This window comes from Sphingomonas sp. NY01 (assembly GCF_038809135.1).
GTDB lineage: Bacteria > Pseudomonadota > Alphaproteobacteria > Sphingomonadales > Sphingomonadaceae > Sphingomonas > Sphingomonas carotinifaciens.
This window is the reverse complement of sequence record NZ_CP101725.1, coordinates 1-20,285: the sequence shown is the minus strand read 5'-3', so window position 1 is coordinate 20,285 and position 20,285 is coordinate 1. Positions and strand designations below refer to the sequence as shown.

General features: G+C 59.6%; 21 protein-coding genes. 11 read left to right on the top strand and 10 right to left on the bottom strand.

The genetic code is table 11. From position 1 onward, the window contains the following. Positions 1–30 precede the first annotated feature (30 nt). The 10 genes from NPJ82_RS18000 (at position 31) to NPJ82_RS17955 (ending at position 11,393) form a co-directional block, all read left to right on the top strand. On the top strand, positions 31–906 hold the full coding sequence (locus NPJ82_RS18000; RefSeq protein WP_342659353.1) for a glycosyltransferase: 876 nt from the start codon (positions 31–33) through the stop codon (positions 904–906). 125 nt (positions 907–1,031) lie between these two features. After that, positions 1,032–2,006, top strand: a complete 975-nt coding sequence (locus NPJ82_RS17995; RefSeq protein ID WP_342659386.1) for an EpsG family protein — start codon at positions 1,032–1,034, stop codon at positions 2,004–2,006. 4 nt (positions 2,007–2,010) lie between these two features. Next, entirely contained in the window at positions 2,011–2,655 is a 645-nt protein-coding gene (locus NPJ82_RS17990) for an acetyltransferase (protein WP_342659385.1), read from the top strand. A gap of 70 nt (positions 2,656–2,725) precedes the next feature. Further along, positions 2,726–4,657 (top strand): nucleoside-diphosphate sugar epimerase/dehydratase, encoded by a 1,932-nt coding sequence (locus tag NPJ82_RS17985; protein WP_342659384.1) that lies wholly within the window; start codon positions 2,726–2,728, stop codon positions 4,655–4,657. 33 nt (positions 4,658–4,690) lie between these two features. Then, positions 4,691–6,112, top strand: coding sequence for an O-antigen ligase family protein (locus NPJ82_RS17980; RefSeq protein WP_342659383.1), 1,422 nt, complete (start codon positions 4,691–4,693; stop codon positions 6,110–6,112). 11 nt (positions 6,113–6,123) lie between these two features. Further along, positions 6,124–6,861, top strand: a complete 738-nt coding sequence (locus NPJ82_RS17975; protein WP_342659388.1) for a polysaccharide biosynthesis/export family protein — start codon at positions 6,124–6,126, stop codon at positions 6,859–6,861. Positions 6,862–6,870: 9 nt separating this feature from the next. Beyond that, entirely contained in the window at positions 6,871–9,084 is a 2,214-nt protein-coding gene (locus tag NPJ82_RS17970) for a polysaccharide biosynthesis tyrosine autokinase (RefSeq protein WP_342659382.1), read from the top strand. Further along, a complete protein-coding gene (locus tag NPJ82_RS17965; RefSeq protein WP_342659381.1) occupies positions 9,062–10,300 on the top strand; it encodes a hypothetical protein in 1,239 nt (412 codons plus the stop codon). The genes NPJ82_RS17970 and NPJ82_RS17965 overlap by 23 nt, the downstream gene beginning before the upstream one ends. Positions 10,301–10,372: 72 nt before the next feature. Continuing rightward, positions 10,373–10,702 carry a hypothetical protein gene (locus NPJ82_RS17960; RefSeq protein ID WP_342659380.1) on the top strand — a complete coding sequence of 110 codons (330 nt, stop codon included), beginning with the start codon at positions 10,373–10,375 and terminating at the stop codon, positions 10,700–10,702. A gap of 85 nt (positions 10,703–10,787) precedes the next feature. Then, positions 10,788–11,393: a sugar transferase gene (locus tag NPJ82_RS17955; protein WP_342659387.1), complete on the top strand. Its 606-nt coding sequence runs from the start codon at positions 10,788–10,790 to the stop codon at positions 11,391–11,393. A gap of 55 nt (positions 11,394–11,448) precedes the next feature. Here the strand turns inward: NPJ82_RS17955 and NPJ82_RS17950 are convergent, their stop codons facing one another. From NPJ82_RS17950 to NPJ82_RS17905, 10 genes are all read right to left on the bottom strand, one after another. After that, entirely contained in the window at positions 11,449–12,627 is a 1,179-nt protein-coding gene (locus tag NPJ82_RS17950; protein WP_342659379.1) for a DegT/DnrJ/EryC1/StrS aminotransferase family protein, read from the bottom strand. 401 nt (positions 12,628–13,028) lie between these two features. Continuing rightward, positions 13,029–13,322 (bottom strand): transposase, encoded by a 294-nt coding sequence (locus NPJ82_RS17945; protein WP_342659378.1) that lies wholly within the window; start codon positions 13,320–13,322, stop codon positions 13,029–13,031. A 98-nt stretch (positions 13,323–13,420) separates the two neighbouring features. Continuing rightward, positions 13,421–13,834, bottom strand: coding sequence for a hypothetical protein (locus tag NPJ82_RS17940; protein WP_342659377.1), 414 nt, complete (start codon positions 13,832–13,834; stop codon positions 13,421–13,423). A gap of 4 nt (positions 13,835–13,838) precedes the next feature. Beyond that, entirely contained in the window at positions 13,839–16,727 is a 2,889-nt protein-coding gene (mobF, locus tag NPJ82_RS17935; RefSeq protein ID WP_342659376.1) for a MobF family relaxase, read from the bottom strand. After that, positions 16,724–17,017, bottom strand: a complete 294-nt coding sequence (locus NPJ82_RS17930) for a hypothetical protein (RefSeq protein ID WP_342659375.1) — start codon at positions 17,015–17,017, stop codon at positions 16,724–16,726. Before NPJ82_RS17930 ends, mobF begins: the two co-directional genes overlap by 4 nt. Continuing rightward, positions 16,986–17,594 carry a hypothetical protein gene (locus NPJ82_RS17925; protein WP_342659374.1) on the bottom strand — a complete coding sequence of 203 codons (609 nt, stop codon included), beginning with the start codon at positions 17,592–17,594 and terminating at the stop codon, positions 16,986–16,988. Before NPJ82_RS17925 ends, NPJ82_RS17930 begins: the two co-directional genes overlap by 32 nt. 372 nt (positions 17,595–17,966) lie before the next feature. Beyond that, a complete protein-coding gene (locus NPJ82_RS17920; protein WP_342659373.1) occupies positions 17,967–18,119 on the bottom strand; it encodes a hypothetical protein in 153 nt (50 codons plus the stop codon). A gap of 39 nt (positions 18,120–18,158) precedes the next feature. Then, the gene (locus NPJ82_RS17915; RefSeq protein ID WP_342659372.1) at positions 18,159–18,728 is read right to left on the bottom strand and encodes a hypothetical protein; all 570 of its coding nucleotides are present in this window, start codon (positions 18,726–18,728) and stop codon (positions 18,159–18,161) included. A gap of 293 nt (positions 18,729–19,021) precedes the next feature. Next, positions 19,022–19,489, bottom strand: coding sequence for a hypothetical protein (locus NPJ82_RS17910; protein ID WP_342659371.1), 468 nt, complete (start codon positions 19,487–19,489; stop codon positions 19,022–19,024). Next, complete coding sequence (locus tag NPJ82_RS17905; protein ID WP_342659370.1) at positions 19,470–19,757, bottom strand: hypothetical protein; 288 nt, start codon at positions 19,755–19,757, stop codon at positions 19,470–19,472. The genes NPJ82_RS17910 and NPJ82_RS17905 overlap by 20 nt, the downstream gene beginning before the upstream one ends. A gap of 78 nt (positions 19,758–19,835) precedes the next feature. Between NPJ82_RS17905 and NPJ82_RS17900 the strand changes: the two genes are divergently transcribed. Then, positions 19,836–20,093, top strand: a complete 258-nt coding sequence (locus tag NPJ82_RS17900) for a helix-turn-helix transcriptional regulator (RefSeq protein ID WP_342659369.1) — start codon at positions 19,836–19,838, stop codon at positions 20,091–20,093. The last annotated feature ends 192 nt before the right edge of the window (positions 20,094–20,285 follow it).

The window sequence follows — 20,285 nt, the reverse complement described above, 5'->3', positions numbered from 1 at the left end:
ACGCACGCGGCAGCAGGGCAGTTTGTTGCGATGAATTCCGAAGACCACACACCGGACGCCAGTGCAGCCCGCGCCGGCGCCGCGATCGTCGTGGTACTCTACCATCCAGGCGATGACGATCTGGCCAACCTTTCCAAGCTGGCGGACTGGGGCATTCCTGTCGTCGCCGTTATAAACGCGATTGGGAACGTCGGGGGGCGGGCAGCGCTGAGCGCCAAGGTGCAAGTGGTCGCCAATCCGCGAAATCTTGGGCTTGCGAGGGCGCTGAACCAAGGGATCGGCGCCGCCATGAATGCCGGTAGCCGCTATGTACTTCTGCTCGATCAGGACAGCCGCCCAACCCTCGACATGTTCGATGCGCTGCTCGCCACCGCTGCCCAGATCGAGGCCGAGGGCCGCGCGCTAGCGTGCGTCGCGCCACTGCTACGCGATCGTAAGGCAATGGCTGGTACCGGTGATCATGCCGGCGATGCGAGTTTTGCCACATCGGGCACCATGCTGACGCGGGTTGGCTGGGAACGCGTCGGCCCGATGTGGGAGCCACTGTTTATCGACGGGATCGACCACGAATGGTGCTTCCGTGCACGTGCCCGGGGGCTGGAAACAGTGCTTGTCCGCGACGCGGTGCTCGAGCACGACATGGGCGACGAAGGTATCAACCTTCTCGGCCGCTATCGCCCGATCCACCGTTCGCCAGTGCGGCATTATTTTATTGTACGCAACACGTTATGGCTTGCTCGCGAGCAGCATATTTCGCCCCGCTGGCGGCTCGGCGAACTGGCCAAGCTCGCTTATCGGGTGCCTTCCTATGTTTTGGCAAGCAGCGATCGGTCGCGCACGATCGGAAATATTGCCGCAGCTATCGCAGACGGGGTCGGCCGCACTAATCGACGGCAGCCAGTTTGATGAGCGGGGAAGCGGCAAGGCTGCGGCCGCATGTCACGTCGGGCGACTTGCAAACAGAGCGAAGGGGCGCTGTAGAAAATTATCCTTTTGTTCACTTACGCACTGAAAACGGAGCATCCTATTGGATGACCTATGGCACGATCGCGCTTGTGATAGTGCTATTTGGTGTCTTCACCGACCCGACACGTTACGCTGACTTTGACACCTACGTGTATTATCTAGACGCGCTAGTTTATTATCCGCCCCCCAGCTGGATTTATTTCGAGCTTTTTTCGAACCTCAATCTATTGGCCGCACACTGGCTAACTCGGTCGGTGCTGTCAGCCATCATATTTGCCCATTACATGTTAGGTGTCGTGTTCATGCTGGCGACCCTAGTCGCCTATCCGCCGCGGCGTACTTCCTGGCAAGCGCTCCTGTTTACCTTTGCCGTGCTGGGGCCGTTGCTTGCCTTTGTAACCTTGCGTGCCACGCCGGCCTATTTTCTTATTGCCATCGGCGTGCGATACGCGATCAATCGACGCCCCATTGCCTGGCTGTGCTTGGCAATGGCTGCGTCGTTCCACATATCGGCCTTACTGGCCGCGCCGGCGATGATGCTTCTTTATTTTGAGCGCAATCTTCCCTCGATACTTCGCTCAAACCGCCCCAGAAGCTACTATTTCAAAGTCGCGTTAGTAATTATAGCTTTCTGTGTATTACTCCCAAGCCTCTCCGGAAGTTTTAACAATATAATTAAATCCATTCCGGTAATATCAAAGTACGAAGTTTACACTGATGTTAGAGAAGGTACGGTAACACAGATTGGCCATTATATCTTTTTGGTGTTCATCTCGATGTTGGTGATGGCGTTTATATATGCGCAAAATGAATCATCACGCATCTTGAACATATATGTTCTGGTATCGTATGCCTTGTATGTTCTTCTGTTTTTTGCAACGTCGCCAATCGTGGCTTTTCGGCAAACTCCGTTTTGGATCATGCCCTTAATAGCAGTACTGCCATGGGATCGCTTGGGTGTGCGCCGCGCGACAGCACCTGGGTTTGTAATAACGTGCGCGGTTTTGATGGCTTTTCAGTTCTCCCAAGTTTACGTGTGATCATATGAGCAACATACAAAAAAGCTGCATAGCAGTTTACGGGTTTAGCGGTTTTGGCCGTGAGGTCATGCCGCTCGTGCGGGCACAGCATGGCGCGACCGCAGATTTATTCTATGTCGATGACGGTCCCTCGGCAGGGACCAATGGCGTATTGTCTTTTGATATGTTTTTGGCATTGCCTTACGCAAGAAAGTTAGCAGTTATTGCGATTGCGAACTCTACTATTCGTGAGAAACTTGTGAGGCGTTGCGCTGATGCAGGCGTTGGCATCGCCGAGGTCCGCTCGGACAACGTGGTGGTACTGGACGATGTCGAAATCGGAGAGGGCGCCATTTTGTGCGCATTCACACATTTAACCTCGACAATCCGAATTGGTCGGCATTTTCATGCCAATATCTATTCTTATGTGGCTCACGATTGCGTTATTGGTGATTTTGTTACTTTCGCACCAGGGGTCAAATGTAACGGCAACGTTCATATCGAGGATCATGCCTATATCGGCACCGGAGCGATATTGAAGCAAGGCACACCTGATTCACCTCGACGTATTGGCCGCGGGGCAGTAATAGGAATGGGGGCGGTGGTCACACGCGATGTGCCTGCTGGTGTGACTGTTATAGGAAATCCCGCTCGACCAATCGAACGATAGTAATACTTACGCCTTCGTCACCTTGTATTTGCGCGGGAGAATCCGACGGCCCGATGCAGAAGGTTTTAGCATGGTCACGAATGCGCTGCTAGGTAACCGTATGCGTCTCATTGCCAACCCATTGCTGGCCCTCCCGCGTTCCTTAAAGCGGGCGATTGCGATCGGTGTGGACGTCGCACTGTGCGCCCTTACGGTATGGATCGCTTATTATTTGCGCCTCAGCGAATGGGTACCGTTGAACGGCCGCCCCATGCTTGCAGTGGGGCTGTCGGTCGCGCTCGCCATTCCGGTGTTCGCGGCTTTCGGCTTGTACCGGATCGTATTTCGTCATGCCGGTGCCGACGCGATCGTGTCCTGTGCGATCGCATGCGCCGTATATGCGCTGGGCTATGCCGCGTTGATCACGGCATACGGGTTTGAGCTGATCCCACGCACAGTGGGATTAATGCAACCAGCGCTGCTGTTTATCGCCGTCGCCGCCTCTCGCGGGGCAACCAGTCTGCTGCTTGGCCGCCAGTATCGCGGCATCCGCGCTGCGCATGGCAAGGCTAGGGCGCTTATCTACGGCGCGGGGTCAACCGGCCGGCAGATCGCCGAGGCAATGGCAATTAGCGACGAGATGCGGATCGTAGGTTTCATCGACGATGACAATTCTCTACACAACAGCCAAATTCGGCGACGGCGCGTCTATGCGCCGCATGATCTTGAGATGCTCGTCGCTGAAAAGGGCGTCACTGACGTTCTTCTTGCTATACCTACGGCGCGGCGGGCTCGACGCATGGAGATCATCGAGCGGCTGAAGTCGATGGAGCTGCGTGTCCGCATTCTTCCGGGACTGATGGATCTGGCACACGGCACGTTCCAGGCCAGTGATTTACGCGAGGTGACGATTACCGATCTGCTGCAGCGCCCACCCGTGCCCTATGATGACGGGGCTCTCCACGAGCATGTTACGGGCAACGTCATCATGGTGACGGGGGCGGGAGGATCGATCGGCAGTGAGTTGTGTCGCCAAATCGCTGCCATGAAGCCGCGCCGCCTGCTTCTGGTAGAGCGCAGCGAGTATGCGCTCTACGCCATTCATAATGAATTGCAGGCGATAGGGTTTGAAATGTCCGTGCCGCTGCTGGCGTCTGTCACTGATGCGTTGCGGATGGATAGCATCTTAGCCGCCTGGCGCCCACACATGATTTTTCACGCTGCCGCTTACAAGCATGTGCCGCTTGTGGAGCACAATCCACTGGAAGGTTTGCGCAATAACGTGATCGGCACAGCAGTAATTGCGGAACTCGCCGCCCGGTATGACGTGCGTGATTTCGTCCTCATCAGCACCGACAAGGCGGTGCGCCCCACGAATACCATGGGGGCGTCGAAGCGTTTGGCCGAACTGGTGCTCCAGGGGCTGAGCCAGACAGAGGCAGCACAGCGGACCTGTTTCTCGATGGTGCGCTTTGGCAACGTCCTTGGTTCGAGCGGCTCGGTCGTGCCGCTGTTCACTCGACAAATTCGAAAGGGTGGACCGATCACGATTACTCACCCAGACATCACGCGCTATTTTATGACCATCCCCGAAGCGGTGCAGTTGGTGCTGCAGGCTGGCGCGATGGCGCGAGGAGGCGAAGTCTTCGTGCTGGACATGGGTGATCCTGTCAGGATCTATGATCTGGCCTGCAATATGGTACGTCTGTCGGGACTTACTGTGCGTGATGCCAGCCACCCCGAAGGCGATATTGAGATCAGGACGGTTGGCTTGCGGCCGGGCGAGAAACTGTTCGAAGAACTGCTGATCGGCAACAGTCCCATGCCTACGGCCCACCCACGAATTATGCAGGCTACCGAACATAGCCTGCCCTGGTCTCGCATCAGTGAACAGCTTGCGCGACTTTCTGAAATGATCGCAGCCGGCGATGTATCGGGAGCCCGCACGTTGCTGCAGAAGAATGTCGTGGAGTTCACGCCCACTAGCGACATCGTCGATTGGGTAGCAAATGGCAGGGCATGACGCCCGCCTACCTCCGCCAGAGGCAATAGTATCATGAAGCGGCAGAAGTCTGGCTCCAGTTCGCACCCGCCTGCAATGCGCCGGCCGACCCTGTCATTCACGGCGGGGCTCGGACCCGTGCTTATTCTTTCTCTCTTCTTCCTCCTTGTGCTGTGGGCGGCGGGCGGCGCCTCACGGGCAGACGTAATGGGACAGGTGGTCGTGCGGGGCGCGGCTTGGGCAGCATTGTGCCTTCTTGCACTGTTTGCGCCACATCCAATGATCGGCAGTCACCGCCCGGTTACGATTTTCTTAATATTGGCGCTTGCCTTGGCGCTGGCCCAAATAGTGCCGCTGCCCCCAGCGATCTGGCAGGCGCTACCCGGTCGCGCAATGCTGAGCGATGCGGCAGCAATTACCGGTGAAGCGCAGCCGTGGCGTCCTCTGGCGATCGTGCCTGATGCCGCGGTCAATGCCGCGGGTTCGCTGGTGGTGCCCTTTGCCATGCTAGCGCTGTTAATCTGCATGCGCGAGGCGGAACAGCGCTGGATGCCCGGGCTGTTGCTCAGCTTGATTGCCGCGTCGACTTTGCTTGGCCTGTTGCAATTCTCAGGATCGCGGTTCAACAACCCGCTCATCAACGACACGGTTGGGCAGATCAGCGCGTCGTTCGCAAACCGCAATCATCTAGCGCTATTTCTAGCGATCGGCTGCGTCCTCGCACCGGTCTGGGCAGTTCGCAGCAGGCGTGGTGCGCAGTGGCGGATGGTGGCCGCGCTTGGCATGATGGTGTTGTTCATCCTGATGATCTTGGCGACCGGTTCGCGGGCCGGGTTACTCTTGTGCGGGCTCGCTCTGGTGATGGCGTCCACGCTTGTTTGGAATGATGTTCGTCGTGAGTTGCGACGCTATCCGCGCTGGGTGTTACCGACCGTTGGCGCAATGGTGGTCGGTATGCTTACTATCGTCGTGCTTAGCTCCTTTGCTGCCAACCGCGCAGTGTCAATCAACCGCGTGTTCGCGAGCGGCGTAGGCCAAGATATGCGCGGCCAAGCATTGCCCACGGTAATGGAGATGATTCAAGCCTATTTTCCCATAGGATCTGGCCTTGGAAGCTTTGACCCAATTTTTCGGATCTATGAACCATATGGCTTGCTCAAGCTCACCTATTTCAATCACGCGCACAACGATCTGCTGGAGGTCGTGCTGGACGCAGGATTGCCGGGCGCGCTGCTGCTGCTCACGGCAATTGGGTGGTGGGGTGTTGCAAGTTTTTGGGCATGGCGCCGGGGAGCCGAGGCTATGTTAGCCCGGCTGGGATCCGCAATCATAGGGCTGATGCTTATAGCCAGCCTATTCGACTATCCCGTACGAACGCCGATGATCATGGCCGTGCTGGTGATCGCCGCATGGTGGCTGAGTAGCCCTGCGTCGGACGGAGCAGCCACTTTACGCCACAAAGGCGCCTACCTATAGGTGTCCGCTTGATGATCTTGCCAGGTAAGCTGCAACGCATGCGACCATTAAGTACCATTTTTCTTGTCGCGACGTTGCTGACCGGGTGCGCGACCCCACAACCTTTGACATCTACGCCGCAGCTGACGGTGGTGGATACCAACGGGGTGCTGCCGCCACCCGACCGCGGCGACCTGACCGCGGGAGATAGACCCGCATTGATCGGCCCGCTCGATACCATCGAAGTCGACGTGTTCAACGTGTCCGCGTTGAGCCGCGAGATTCAAGTAGATGCCAGCGGGCGGATTGCCATGCCGCTGGCCGGCACGATCGATGCGCGCGGCCGTACTGCCGCTGAGCTCGCAGAGGCGATCGAGGTGGCACTTCGCCAGCATTACGTCCGCAATCCAGAAGTGATCGTCAATATTAAAAATTCGGTTAGTCAGGTGGCGACAATCGACGGTCAGGTGAATGAGCCCGGGCTTTATCCGGTCACCAATCAAATGACACTTATGCGTATTATTGCCTCAGCACGCGGCATGTCCGAATTTGCACGACAGGAAGAGGTGGTGGTCCTGCGCACGGTGGGTAATCATCGCATGGCAGGCCTGTACGATGTCGCGGCAATACGGCGCGGTGCCTACCCTGATCCAGCAATTTACGCTAATGATGTAATTATCGTCGGAGATTCGCCGCAGCGTCGCTTGTTCCGTGACATCATAGCGGCCTCTCCGCTGCTTGTGGCACCGTTGATTACCATCCTGAATTAAAGGCCCGGCATGAACGATATAACTTCGACTCTGCCGATTGGCCAGAAGCGTGCCCCGATTGCCGAGGAAATGCCACTAGTACGGCAGTATCTACGCATCGCCCTGCGCTGGCGTTACGTCATCCTGGGCGTGGTTGCAGCATCAATGCTGATCGCGCTGATCGTTACGTTGCTGATGACCCCCAAGTACACAGCATCTGCCACGATCGAAGTCTCACGTGAATCGGGGCAGGTGACGAACTTTGAAGGCGTAGATCGCAAGGAAGGATCCGCTGACCAAGAGTTCTATCAGACGCAGTACGGACTTTTGAAATCCCGCTCGCTGGCTGAAAGGGTGGCAACCCAACTTCGGCTGGTGGATGACGGCAGGTTCTTCGAGGTGTTTGGCGCCGCCGAGAGCGAGCCAGCACTGCAGCAGATCAACGGTCGGTACCCAGCGTCGGGTCGGGCCGAGCGGCAGCGGATCGCCGGTGAACTCCTGCTTCGCCACCTGGGTGTGGAGCCAGCCCGGATGTCGCGCTTGGTTGAAATCCGTTTCACCAGCCCTGATCCTGCGCTTTCCGCGCGGGTTGCTAATGCGTGGGCAGAGAATTTCATCCAGACCAATCTGGAGCGCAAGGTTCAGGCGACCTCCTATGGCCGCGATCTGCTCCAGCGACAGCTTGCGCAGCAGAAACAGCGGCTTGACGAGTCGCAGCGCCAGCTGGTCGGGTACGCCTCGCAACAACGCATCATCAACCTGCCAGCTCAAGGTTCAGGGGAAAATACCACCACCGGACGTTCGATCGTTGCCGACGACTTGGCGTCGCTAAACACTGCCTTGTCACAAGCGACGGCAGACCGGATTGCGGCCGAGGCACGCTATCGCGAAACCGGTGGAGCCGGCACGTCGACCGAGGCGTTACGCAACGGTGCCATTAACGCGCTTCGCCAGCGCCGGGCAGAGCTTGCAGCCAAATATCAGGAGCTAATGACGCAGTTCGAGCCGGAATATCCAGCCGCTCGTCAGATCAAGTCGCAGCTCGACCAACTTGACCGCAGCATTGCCAACGAGGAGCGACGCGTTGCGGGATCGATTCAGGCTGATTATCGCAGTGCCGTCGAGCGGGAGCGCGGCCTGCAGGCAAGGGTGGAGCAGCTGAAGGCAAGCTATCTCGACCTGCGCCGACGCTCGATCCAGTACAATATCTATCAGCAGGAAGTAGATACCAATCGGACGCTGTACGAAGGGCTGTTGCAGCGCTTCAAGGAGATCGGAGTCGCGGGAGGTGTTGGGGTTAACAACATTTCGGTGGTGGATCCCGCCGATATACCGCAAGCCCCCTCCAGCCCACGGTTAGTACTTAACCTTTTGATTGCACTACTCGCAGGCACGTTATTGGGTGCCGGCCTTGCCTTACTGCTTGAACAGATTGACGAAGCAATTGCGGATCCTGCGGAAGTGGAGCGCCGCCTAGGGTTGCCATTGCTAGGCTCGGTGCCCAAGGTAGAGGGCGCGGAACCGCGCGACGCGCTGCTCGACCGTAAGTCGGATCTTGTCGACGCTTATCTAGCCGTGCAGACCAATCTGGCCTTCACGACCGAACATGGCGTGCCGCGTTCCCTATCCGTCACCTCAACTCGCCCCGCCGAAGGCAAGTCCACAACAGCCTTGGCGATCGCGACCACGCTGGCGCGCGCGCAGCGTAAGGTCATCTTGGTCGATGGCGACATGCGATCGCCCTCGGTCCACTTCTTGGGCGGGGTAAATCACGATCACGGGCTCAGTAATTTCCTGAGTGGCCAAGACAGTATTGCGCCGCTGCTGTTCCAAATGCAGGACTTAGGGATCGATGCTATGTCGGCTGGGCCTATCCCGCCCAACGCCGCCGAGTTGCTGACCGGCAATCGCCTAGCGCTATTGATCGAGCGCCTGCTAGAAACCTATGACCATGTTGTGATCGACTCACCGCCAGTGATGGGGCTGGCCGATGCGCCGTTGATCGCCAGCCGGGTAGAAGGTGTCATCTTTACGGTCGAGTCACATGGTATTCGAGCAACGATGGTCAAGACGGCGCTCGGGCGGCTAGCGAGTGCCAACGCCCGTGTACTTGGCGGCGTTCTGACCAAGTTCGAGGCACGCAAAGCGCATCTCGGCTACGGCTATGATTACGGTTATGGCTACGGTCGTGAGCGTGGCGCCAAAGCAAAGGGGCAAACGGATGATGGCGCGTCCGGGCGTTAAACTTGGCTTAGAACGCCGGTCTCCTCTGGAATGGGGCGTGCGCGCGTTGCTGGCGGCGAGCGCCGCGTGGCTTGGTTATGGCACGATCAGCCATTCCCTGGCGAATGCGGTTCGCGACTCGTCCCCTGCTTGGGCGTACGAATTAGCTCCAAGAGACGGCCGCATTGCCGCAGCATTCGCTAGTCACCTTTCAGGGCCAGAAGCGACTGCGCAGGATCGCGTTCGCGCGGATACGATAGCGCGCGCGGCGCTGCGACGGGACGCGATCGCAATCCCAGCGCTGTCGACGCTTGGTTTGAACGCACAAATTCGTGGCGACACGGTCGCCGCTCGGAGCACCTTTGCTTATGTGCAAAAATTAACCCGTCGAGATCTGCGCACCCAATTGTGGGGGATCGAGGATGCTGTCGTCCGGGGTGATATTCCGGGCGTACTGAGACAATATGATTTGGCGCTACGCACGAATAAAAGGGCAGGAGAGCTATTATATCCTGTGCTCTCCAGCGCGATTGTCGAACCCTCCGTTCGACAAGAACTTGTGCGGATGCTAGCGACGAAGCCGCCGTGGGGTAGCGACTTTGTTAGTCATGTTGCGGCTGCGAGCTCAGATCCACAAGCGACGGTTGCCCTGTTAAGTGCCATGCGTCGGGCAAATATTGTAGTGCCGGAATTGGCCAACGGACGTGTCACCGATGCTTTACTGACGAGCGGCAATGCTGAAGCCGCATGGCACTATTACGCTCTCTTGCACCCTGGTGTTCATCGTCAAACCTCACGCAATCCTCGGTTCACCGAGCGGCACAGCGCACCGACACAGTTCGACTGGCGCTCGGAAGACGACCCTGCTCTCACCGCCACGCTAGAGATGTCGGCAGGGGGTGGCCGATTTGATTTCGCTACGTCGCCTGGGACAGGCGGCCCCGTGCTCAGGCAGATGCAGGTGCTCTCACCCGGGGATTATATAATTGAAGGTTCAGCTAGCGTCGAACAGACCGATGCATCCCCTCCTTACTGGTCGCTTTCCTGTGCCGATGGGCGCGAACTGGGCCGGGTCGATGTGACACCTGGCCGCGATCGATTTACTGGAATGGTGCGTGTCCCGATCAACTGCCCTGTTCAGATGCTGACGCTGATTGTGCAGCCGTCCGAGCGATTAATGAGCGTGGCGGGCCAAGTGACGCAGGCTCTTGTGCGCCCAGCGTCGGTTCAACGCTGACGGGGTTTCAAGTGTGTTTTCCTGACCGCAGCTATCTCCCATTCAGACACGGGGTGGCATGGTAATTGCCTGATGAGTATGAAGACGATGCGTTTATCTGCTCTTGTTACTGCGTTGGTGATCGCCGCGCCTGGTGCCGCACAGCAAGTCTCTGCCGATCCCGATGCGCCGCCGCAGTCGGTGGAGACGCGGCTCATTGAGCCGGATGTTGCTGGCGAGCGGCAAAGTTCAGACAAGATTGCGAGGCAAGCGGGCATAACGCCGATGGGGCGCGTTGGCGGACGGATCGAAAATCGGGTGCAATCCAGGATTAACAATCGCCTAGATCGCAGCTATCGTCCTTCCGAGCCGCTTGCGCCTGGTGAGCAGGTTCGCCGCGCGCGCGATAGTGCGCGACGCTGATCGCGTGTGGCGCAGGCGTTGCCCTTGTTCCGATGCCCGCCTGACCTCTATCGGCTCCCATCATGAAACGGTGGATGCAACGAACGTGAAACGCGCTTTTGATTTGGTCGCGGCTTTGGCTGCATTGGTTGTCTTCAGCCCCGTGCTGGCTGTTGTGGCAGTGCTAGTGGCGGTTAAGCTGGGCCGACCCGTCTTGTTCAAGCAGGTGCGCCCTGGGTTGAACGGCCGTCTGTTTGCGATGTTCAAGTTCCGAACGATGCTAAATACCGTGGACGAACAGGGGCACCCGCTTCCCGATCACCTGCGCCTCACAAAGTTTGGCCGGCTGTTACGATCAACCAGTCTCGACGAACTGCCGGGGCTGCTGAACGTGGTTCGCGGTGACATGAGCTTGGTAGGCCCACGTCCGCTACTGGTACAATATCTGCCGCTCTATTCCGCGGAGCAGGCTCGCAGACATCTCGTCCGCCCCGGGCTGACGGGCTGGGCACAAATCAATGGTCGCAACTCGCTCGATTGGAACAGCAAGTTCGCGCTCGATACCTGGTATGTTGACAATTACAGCTTCGGCCTCGACCTGCGTATTCTATGGCTAACCGTACGTAAAGTGCTGGTACGTGATGGCATCGCGGCGGAGGGGGAAGCGACCATGCGGCCTTTTACGGGCAACCAACCCGAAGCAAACAATTGATACATTAGAAACGGGTCCGGCCGCGCGTGAACGGCACTGCCGGCCCTGTCTAGGGTTAACGCGCTGCCGCACCTAACACGCTATCGATGGCGTCTGCCGCCCGATCCAGTTCGTCATCGCTCATGGTCGGGTGGGTCAGGAACATCAGGCTTGTCTCTCCAAGTTCACGGGCATTCGGCAGGCGTGCCTCCGGGCGCCAAGGCGTGCCATCGAACGCCTTTTCAAGGTAAACTTCCGAACAGGTGCCGTGCAGCACCTGCACTCCTGCCGCGTTTAACTCAGCAACAATCCGGTCGCGCGACCAATCGCTGGCGAGATTTTCCGGTCGGACATAGCCGTATAGGCGATAGTAAGCATGGCGCATTCGAGCCATGGGAGCCGGAACGCGCACGACGTCGAGATGGCGCGCCAGTGCATCGGAAAGACGCATGGCGATCTCCGTACGACGACGCGTCCATTCCGCCATACGGTTCAGCTGAATTCGACCAATGGCGGCCTGCACCTCAAGCATCCGCCAATTCGTGCCGAAGCTCTCATGAACCCAACGAAAGCCGGGTGCGTGTTCGCGCTCGTACACGGCTTCCCAGCTTTTACCATGATCTTTGAATGACCACATCGTAGACCATAAAGCTTTGTCGTTGGTCGTGACCATGCCGCCTTCCCCGCCGGTGGTCATGATCTTATCTTGGCAGAACGACCAGGCGCCGGCATGACCGATACTGCCGACGCTACGATCACCGACTTGGGCACCATGTGCCTGCGCACAATCTTCGATCACAACAAGGTTGTGCTGCGCGGCCAGTGCCATGATTCCGTCCATGTCACAGGGCCAGCCCGCCAGATGCACCGGAATTATAGCGCGGGTACGCTCAGTTATACAGGGCGCAATAGTGGCAGGGCTGATATTGCCGCTGTTGCGATCGACGTCAGCGAAGATTGGAACAGCGCCTGCATTTACTACACAGGAGATGGAGGCAATGAACGTGCGCGGTGTAACGATTACCTCGTCTCCGGGCCCTACGCCAAGCGCCCTCAACGCAACATCAAGCGCCAATGTGCCGTTGGCGAGCGCCACGGCATGAGAAGTGCCCGCCCAATCAGCGAACTCTTGCTCGAATGCTCGACCGATCTGTCCAGTCCAGTAGTTTACCTTGTTCGACCGGACGATGTCCGCCACGGCCTGAACTTCCTCTTCGCTGAACTGAGGCCAGACACTGTTCTCGGTGACGGTCATGTCATATTCTCTGGTCATGAATCCTGCCGGCGTGATGCTGATCGGCCGTATATAAACGACTGACCGAAAGCGGTTCTCGTATGTCGCGTTCCTGCGCGTTCTACCCCGAAAAATCCATCCCCGCTTACGACCTTTATAAGAGCTGGACTCATAATTCGAGCTTTGTGAGGTGACGTGTCATTCGCCTGATGGATGCGATGACAAGCCAAGCTTTGGAAGAAGTGGCGGAAACCTCCCAGTCGCTGTCGAGACGTCTGCATCGGTTGAGCTAAGCAATAGTGCGCGACAATCCAGCAACGGGGCAGGAGAACGAAGCGCCGAGTGTTGGAACGCTTGATGATCTCGATGGCTAGGCAGTCGAGGTGCGCAACGGCATTTGCAACTTCTGCCCGGCATAGCCGCTATCGGCAAAGAAGCGAGCGAGAGAGATAGACGTCCCGGCAACATTTGATAAGTTCCAACGCGCCATCGCAGTCCCGTTCAGCCAGGTCGCCAGCCGCGTCGGTCACGATGTGGCGCTTGCGCCCTTTGACCTTCTTGCCGGCGTCGTAGCCGAGCGGCCTGCCGGCTTCAGTGGCGTTCACCAACTGGCTGTCAATGATGCTCGCGGTCGGTTCGACCTCACTACCTTCGGCGACCCGCACTCTGTTCATTAGTACGGCGTTAATCGGTTCGCGCAGGCCGTTGTCGCGCATTCGGTAGAACTGGTATTCACCTCTCTCGTCAGTATAGTCCTGTAAACGCCACTAGCCGCTCCGACGACAGGCACAAGCATCGGTGGAGGCAGATCACTTCATGCGGGTGGAATCGTCCAGGATGTGCCCGCGTCAAGGCTTGATTTCGCCCGGTCACGCTCCGGTGCGGACCATGACCAGCCCGCGTCACGCAGCGCGTCACTGATCCAGTCGGCGACCTCTCCCTCCTCGCCGCTGGCATACCATTCGAGATAGCATCCTTCCTCGCGTACCCAGGCGACGACGTCGCCCGCGCAGCGATGCGAATAACATACCGTCTTGCCTTCCCGGTTGCGCCATTCGACACCAGCGAGAGCGCACCAGAGGTCGATACCTAAAGCACCGTCAGTCCGGACATGTTCTCCAAATAGCTGGTCAAGGATGGCTTCGAACTGCTTGGCAGGGCGGTGAACGCGGGTGCTGGCGACACCGGCAAAATCGCTTCGCGTGAAAAACAGGATGACTAGCTCCATCGCGCTACATCTCCATACCGAAATCTCGGGAACGTTCCCGTGCGCCCAGAGGTCCGTCAAGCGACAGGTGTTTCTCAGGCACCGACTTGGCGACGTCGAGCGCCGAGGTCTTGGCACCGAGATTGCGCGCCACCGCGCGTTCGAGATTACGCCCGCTATCGACAATCAGCGTCGCCCGGTCAGCGATCCGCGTCATTGCAACGAGCAAGGTCCTGGCCGATGCGAGCTTGGGTTCGCCGGCGCTCATCATGACGATGCCATGCGGCGTGGTGACGCCCTGCGCGATATGCGCATTAAGCGCATAGGCAAGGTCGAACCGCTCGAGCATCCGATCGCCACGCGGCAGCTCATGGACGCTCCCGTCGGCGAGTGAGGACACTGTCACCATCCCGTCCCCGATCGCCTCTATCTTCGCCAGCCCGTGATTGAGCATGTCGCGCGCCGGATCGCGCGCGGTCCAGCGGATACGATCACCCTCGTGCAGATCGATCGTCTTCACCGCATGGACCTGTACCGCGTCTCGGGTGAGATTGCGTGGTAGCCGTGCCGGCTTGAACAATCGCTCGCTACCATCCCGCATGGCGAGACGCACGACGCCCTTCTCACTCGACAAAACCACACCGATCTGCCCGCGCATCAACTGCTGGCTGGGCAGGTTGGTCTGAAATTCAACGACCCGGCCTTCCCGGTAGGCACGCAGATCGCGCGCTGCCTCTTTCGTTACCGTCACCCGGTCGAACACGTTGAACCGGTGAGCCTCGGTGCCGATCGCGCTCATTGCCCTCAGCTGTCCTTGCGCTGCCTCATTGGCTGCCGAGCGCATTGCCCGTCCCGATGACAACAGTAGCGTCGCGTCACGCTCTGCGGCCGGCAACGCCGCCCACATCGCTGCGGCTCGTTCAGGCACGGTATCACGCGACACCTCGTGCGTGACCGACTGCAGCCGGGCAAAGACGCCTCGCATGTCGCCCTTGTTGAGCATGGCCGTGACCGCCTTCATCATCGGCGAGCGGGCGCGCAGGTTCTCCGGCATCTCGGCGACGGCATGACCGTTCGCCTGGATTTGCTCGAACGGCTTGCCTGCCTCTACCGCACCCAGTTGGCGGGTGTCGCCGATCAGCGCGAGCCGTCCAACCTCCAGCCGGTTGGCGATGCCGATCAGCGAGGCCATCTGATTGGTGCCGATCTGCGAGGACTCGTCGACCAGCAGGATCGCACCGGCAATGGCGTCTTTTGCCTTGGCCAGATGAGTAGGCGAGGCCGTGCCATCGAGGATTTTCTGATAGCGTCCGATGAAACCTGCGACCGTCATGCTGTCTGTGCCGATATCGCGCTTGAGCTGTGCGGCAATCGTGCTGGCGATGGCGAGCCCCAGCACCGGCCTCCCCTCGGCTCTGGCGACCTGCGCGGCTGGCGCCAGCGCGGCCGACTTGCCCGCCCCCGCCACGCCCTGCACCACCACAATCCGATCCGAGGAGGACAGGATCAGAGTCGCGGCCTTTTCCTGTGCGGGGTTGAGCCGACGCAGGCCAAGCTCCGATCCGGCCTGCTGGACGCGGACAGCCGCAGAGATCGCATTCAACACCGGGGTTACCCGTCCCCTGCCCAGCGATGCCAGATCAAGCATGGCCTGTTCAGCGCGAACCGTGGCTTCCGGCGTCACCAGACGCCCGCCATCGCCGATCAGCAGTCCCTTCTTCTCGAGCAGCGCGATCCGCGCCTCGACATCGCTGACCAGTACCGGTCCGCCACGTTCGAGCGCGGCGCCAATGAGATCGAAGCGTTCGAACGCCGCCTCGCGCTCGGATAGTTCACGCGACGCCGATGCGACCGCCTGCGCGGCCGCAAACGCACGTGGATCGAGCCGGCCGAGCCGTTCAGGCACCAGCGGGTCGCCGTCCCGCGGGCTGAGCCCCATTGCTGCGGCCAGCGCCATGCCCTTCGCTCCGATTCCGCGCACTCCTTCGACGACGCGCGACCACATCGTCTCCTGCTGCTCCCCCCGCGCCATTGCCTGCTCAGCCAGCACCCGCGCATCGAACCCGACAACCACCGCCAGCGCCGCCCACTCGCTTCCGCGCCTTTTCGCGCTGAGTTCGGGCGTCTTGGTCACCCGAGTGCTCAACGCTGCGATCTCACGCTCACGCGCCGAACCATGACCGCGGGTCTCTAGCGCTACGCGGATCTCGGCCGAACGGGTGGAAAAAGCCTCGATCGTCGCACGCGGAACACCGGCGATCTCGAACGAGCCAGCGATGGGATTTTGGGCGGGCTCGGTACGGTAGCCGAGCGCCTCGATACGGGCGCGCAGGTCGGCATTATGGATAGTGCCGAGCACCGTCTGGCGATCGAAGAACGGATCGTTGCGCATCGCCCGCCACTGACCGTCCGGCCGCCGCGTCGCATTGGCGACGATGGCATGGACATGCAGCTGCGGCTCGCCATTGCGATTGACGTCGTGGAGGAAGGTCGCGACGACCAGATTGTCGGTCTTCACGCCGACCTGCCGTCCGCCCTCCATCCCCCGCGCCTCGACGAGGTTCTTCTCCGCCCAAGCCAGCGTCGCGGTGACTGATGCCCTGATCGCCGCGACGATGCGGTCGTCACCGCCGAGCAGCGCCACCAGCGACAGAGACTTCGATACCGAGAAGGTCAAATCGAGACCAGCGCGGTGCTCGCCCTGCCTGGCATCAATGACGCTGCCGTCCGGCAAACGACCGGACAGGATGTCGCCGAAGGTTTGCGCGTCGACCTGACCGGCAAGGCCGAGCGCGGCCGCGCCCTCGCCTTCCCACGCGCTCATCGCCTGCCCCTCGTCGGCGGTGTAGTAATTGTCTCTCGCGTAATAGGCCGCTGCGCCGCTGGGCGAGGCGATCGAATTGGGGCGGATCACTGATCCGTGTCCAGGTCCGCGCTGACCTTGATGACACCCTTCCTGCCATTGATCTGGTAGCGACAGTTGTCAGTGCTCTCGCGAAATTTCACTAATTGGCAAACCGCCTGCTGACCGCCGCCAAGCAGGTGATTGGCGGTTCTGACCGCAATCCAGTCCGCCGGCAGGAGCATGATGATGGCGTAAAGCACCGCCACGGAGATGAGCCAGAAAATACCCGCGAGCAGGCCGAGATTGAAATAACTTCTGTCACCCAGATCAATCGTGTTTTGCGTACGCGGCTCCGCCATTGCCTTCTCGATCAGGGCACGTGTTTCCCTGGCTTCGGCGGCTGCCGTCTTGCGGTCCTTTTGGGCGGCTTCCGCCATGCTCGCCAATGCGGCAACAACCTCCCCCTCGATCCGTGTCACGGCCGCCAAAAATGTCGGCGACACCCGGCAGGTCATCCATCTTGCCGGACAACTCGGTGAGCTTGTCATGGACCGGCTTCTGGCTCTTCATGATCCGCTCGGGATAACCTTCCAAGAACTCGGCGCGAGCACGGTGCATTGCGTTCGCATCGTCGCGTTCCAATTTCCGCAGATTGGCCGATTGGCGTTGATGCTCGCCCGCCACCTGCTTGAAATCGATAAGCGTCTGTTCGAGCCAGCGGATCGTCGCCGCGGCATCCTCAAAGCTGAACTGGGCCGTAGGCTCCGGTTCACTGTCAGACGGGTCGGATCCCTTGATCGTACGGGTCATCGCGAAACGGACCGCTTCCCGCACGAATGTCGCACGATCCTCACCGGTGATGGCTAGCGCTTGATCGAGCTGTGCATCGTATTCCCGATCGACCTTGAACCCGATCGATATCTCCAGTTTCGCCATCGATACCCCCATGTCGAAGTTATCGATGTCAATACCATGATTAATCCAGCGGATATCCGGCTGATATCCGTACCACGGATATCACTGATTGCATCACGATCAGCTTTTGATCGGTCCGCTACCCACAGGATATTCGGCTACCCAATTGAAATCCTACGCATTTAACTATGGCACCTAAACGCTATGCATAGCGTAGTGTGTGCTTTTTCCCTTTTGCCGATCGTGATGGGGTCTTTGGTCGATTTACTGAGTTCGACATCGTTTTGGCATTCCATGGGGCCTCGGGCCGGCGTGACAGCCGGCCAGCAGACCATATCTGCCCCGATAAGCGGGGCAGCACCCAATCGCCTTGATATCCGTCCTGCCGATCGATCAGTCGAACGTGGCAGGACGCGGATGGCTGGACGGTCGCTCGAATGCGATATCAATCTCGCCAACACCGTCCATGTCGAGGGCGTCGAGGATGTTGGCCGGGAGGCTGCGGGGCGGCTCTGCGTCCTGCGGTAGCGGCGTCTCATCAGGCATGCGTTATCGCCATCGTCGGTCATGCGGTTATCTCGTTCGTCAGCGGCTCGGATCGTCGCCTGGATCGCCCGCTCGCGCGTCCAGCCATGCCGTTGCCAAGGCGGCGAACTGTACGCCGTTCAACATGTCCGGTGACAGCACTTGGCGGTCGCGCATGGCGCGCCGGGTCAGCGTGATCAGATGGGGCGAGTTCGGGTGTCTCGAAGGGGTCATTGATCGCGAGCTCGCGGCGACGATTTCCGGCCATGATGGCGAGATGAAAGATGTGATCGGACGGCCCGGCCGGCGCCGGTTCGGGACGATCGAAAAGTCGATCGCATCGGCATGATCGAGCAGTGCCGACCAGTCCGCCGGCGTAATCTCCGACGTGGACCGGATATCCTCGTGGTACCGCACACCGCGGGGCCTGAACCATCCCAAAACGCCGCAGACGATCCCGTCCCCGGCAGGCTGGTTTTCCTGCTCGCGGCCTGTCTCAAGTTCACGATCGAAGGCGGTACTTTCGAGCGATGCCCGAGAGGCAGCGACCGTATCACGGAGCGCTTGCGATACCTCTTCGATACCCATCACCCGGCGCGCGCAAAGACAGCCGCGGGCCAGCCGGATCAATACCGCAGTCGCGAGGTCCGAAAGCGGTTCTGGAAAGGCCCGCAGGCGCGCTCTGCCACCATGGCATAGCCGCACATGCTAAGTCCGGACATTGGGCTCTGTAGCCCCGCTGTGAGGCTCCTCGCGCGTGAAGAACCCAGTAGCATCAGCTGCACGAAGCAGCGTCACAACGCGATGCGGATCAAGCGCACCGAGTGCGACGGTCTGCTCGGTCGCGAGGTCAGGAAAATCGTCGCTACCGCTAGACATCCTGACACCGACGAGGTCACCGAGGCGGTACAATCGCGACACCGTCACGCCTGCCTCGCGGCATCATCGAGACGGACGCCTTCAGCCCGCTGCCGACCTTTGCGCCTCGTATTCCACACCACCTGCACCGCATTGGCTAGATGAGCGCGCTCGATGCGGTAGCCGGGGTTATCACCGTGCAGGATCGTGAGATGCGCCAGCGCCTCGTCGAACACCGCATCACCGATCGCGGCGCGGACAGCGCGCAGCCAGCGTGGGGAAGCATGGGGATGGCGGCCGAGCCACCAGCCCCGCGCCTGATCAAGCCCGACCGGCACTGCCCAGATGACCAGCAGAACCACCGCCACGATTGTAGAACGCCTGCCGCCGAACAGCGACAGCGACAGGATCGGCCAGCTGATCGGAGCGGCGAACAGCGAGATGCTGAACGGCACCACCGCAAACCGGCCGACCTCGAAGCGCGCAAGCAACCAGTCGAACCAAGGCACCGCATCAGTCGCGGCAGGGGTCATGTCCGCCTCCCATGCCGTTCATAAACGGATCATGCCACGTGGTGTAATGATCGTCGAACGCCGAGCCTGAACGATGCGGATCGAGCTGCTGGTAGTCGTGATGGTGGCTCGACAGATCGGTGCCGAACGGATTGCCGGCGACGTCGACGCCGCCGGTCATCGGCAGCCCCGTAGCCGGGTTGATCGTCGGGGTATCACCCACCGCCGATGCGGCGGTGGGCGTGTGCCAGTCATCGAAGAACGACGCGATGCGATTGAACAGTCCCATGAGGTTCGGCCTCCTCGTGACGATGGCTCGACAATATACGCTTTCCGCATTCCTATCAAGCCGCGCTAGTGCCATGCCATGCCAGTCTCTCCCGCCCTGCCCGAGCTACATGCGCGCATCGTCGCTGCGCTGACCGAGGCGCGCCGGGACGCAAAGCTGCGTCAGGTCGATCTGGCAAAACGGCTCGGTTGGCAGCAGGCCTATGTCTCGCGCTACGAAACCGGCGAGCGGATGCTGGCGGTGGACGAATATGTCGCGGTGGCACGCGCCATCGGCGTCGATCCATTGGCGGTACTGGCTCAGGTGCTGGATGATGAGAACCGAGCCACGAACTGAGGCCAGACTTTATGTCGGACTGAACGCCTTCTTCAGATGACCGGTGAGGGGTAATTCCGTCTGCATTGATGGGGCCTACTTATCCACAGACCCCCTGCCCAATTACTCACTTTTGCCGTTCAGATTCTATAGTTCTTCTATATTCAAGATTCAGGCCTCTGAAGCCTGCAGAAAAGCTAGAGAAATGGCACC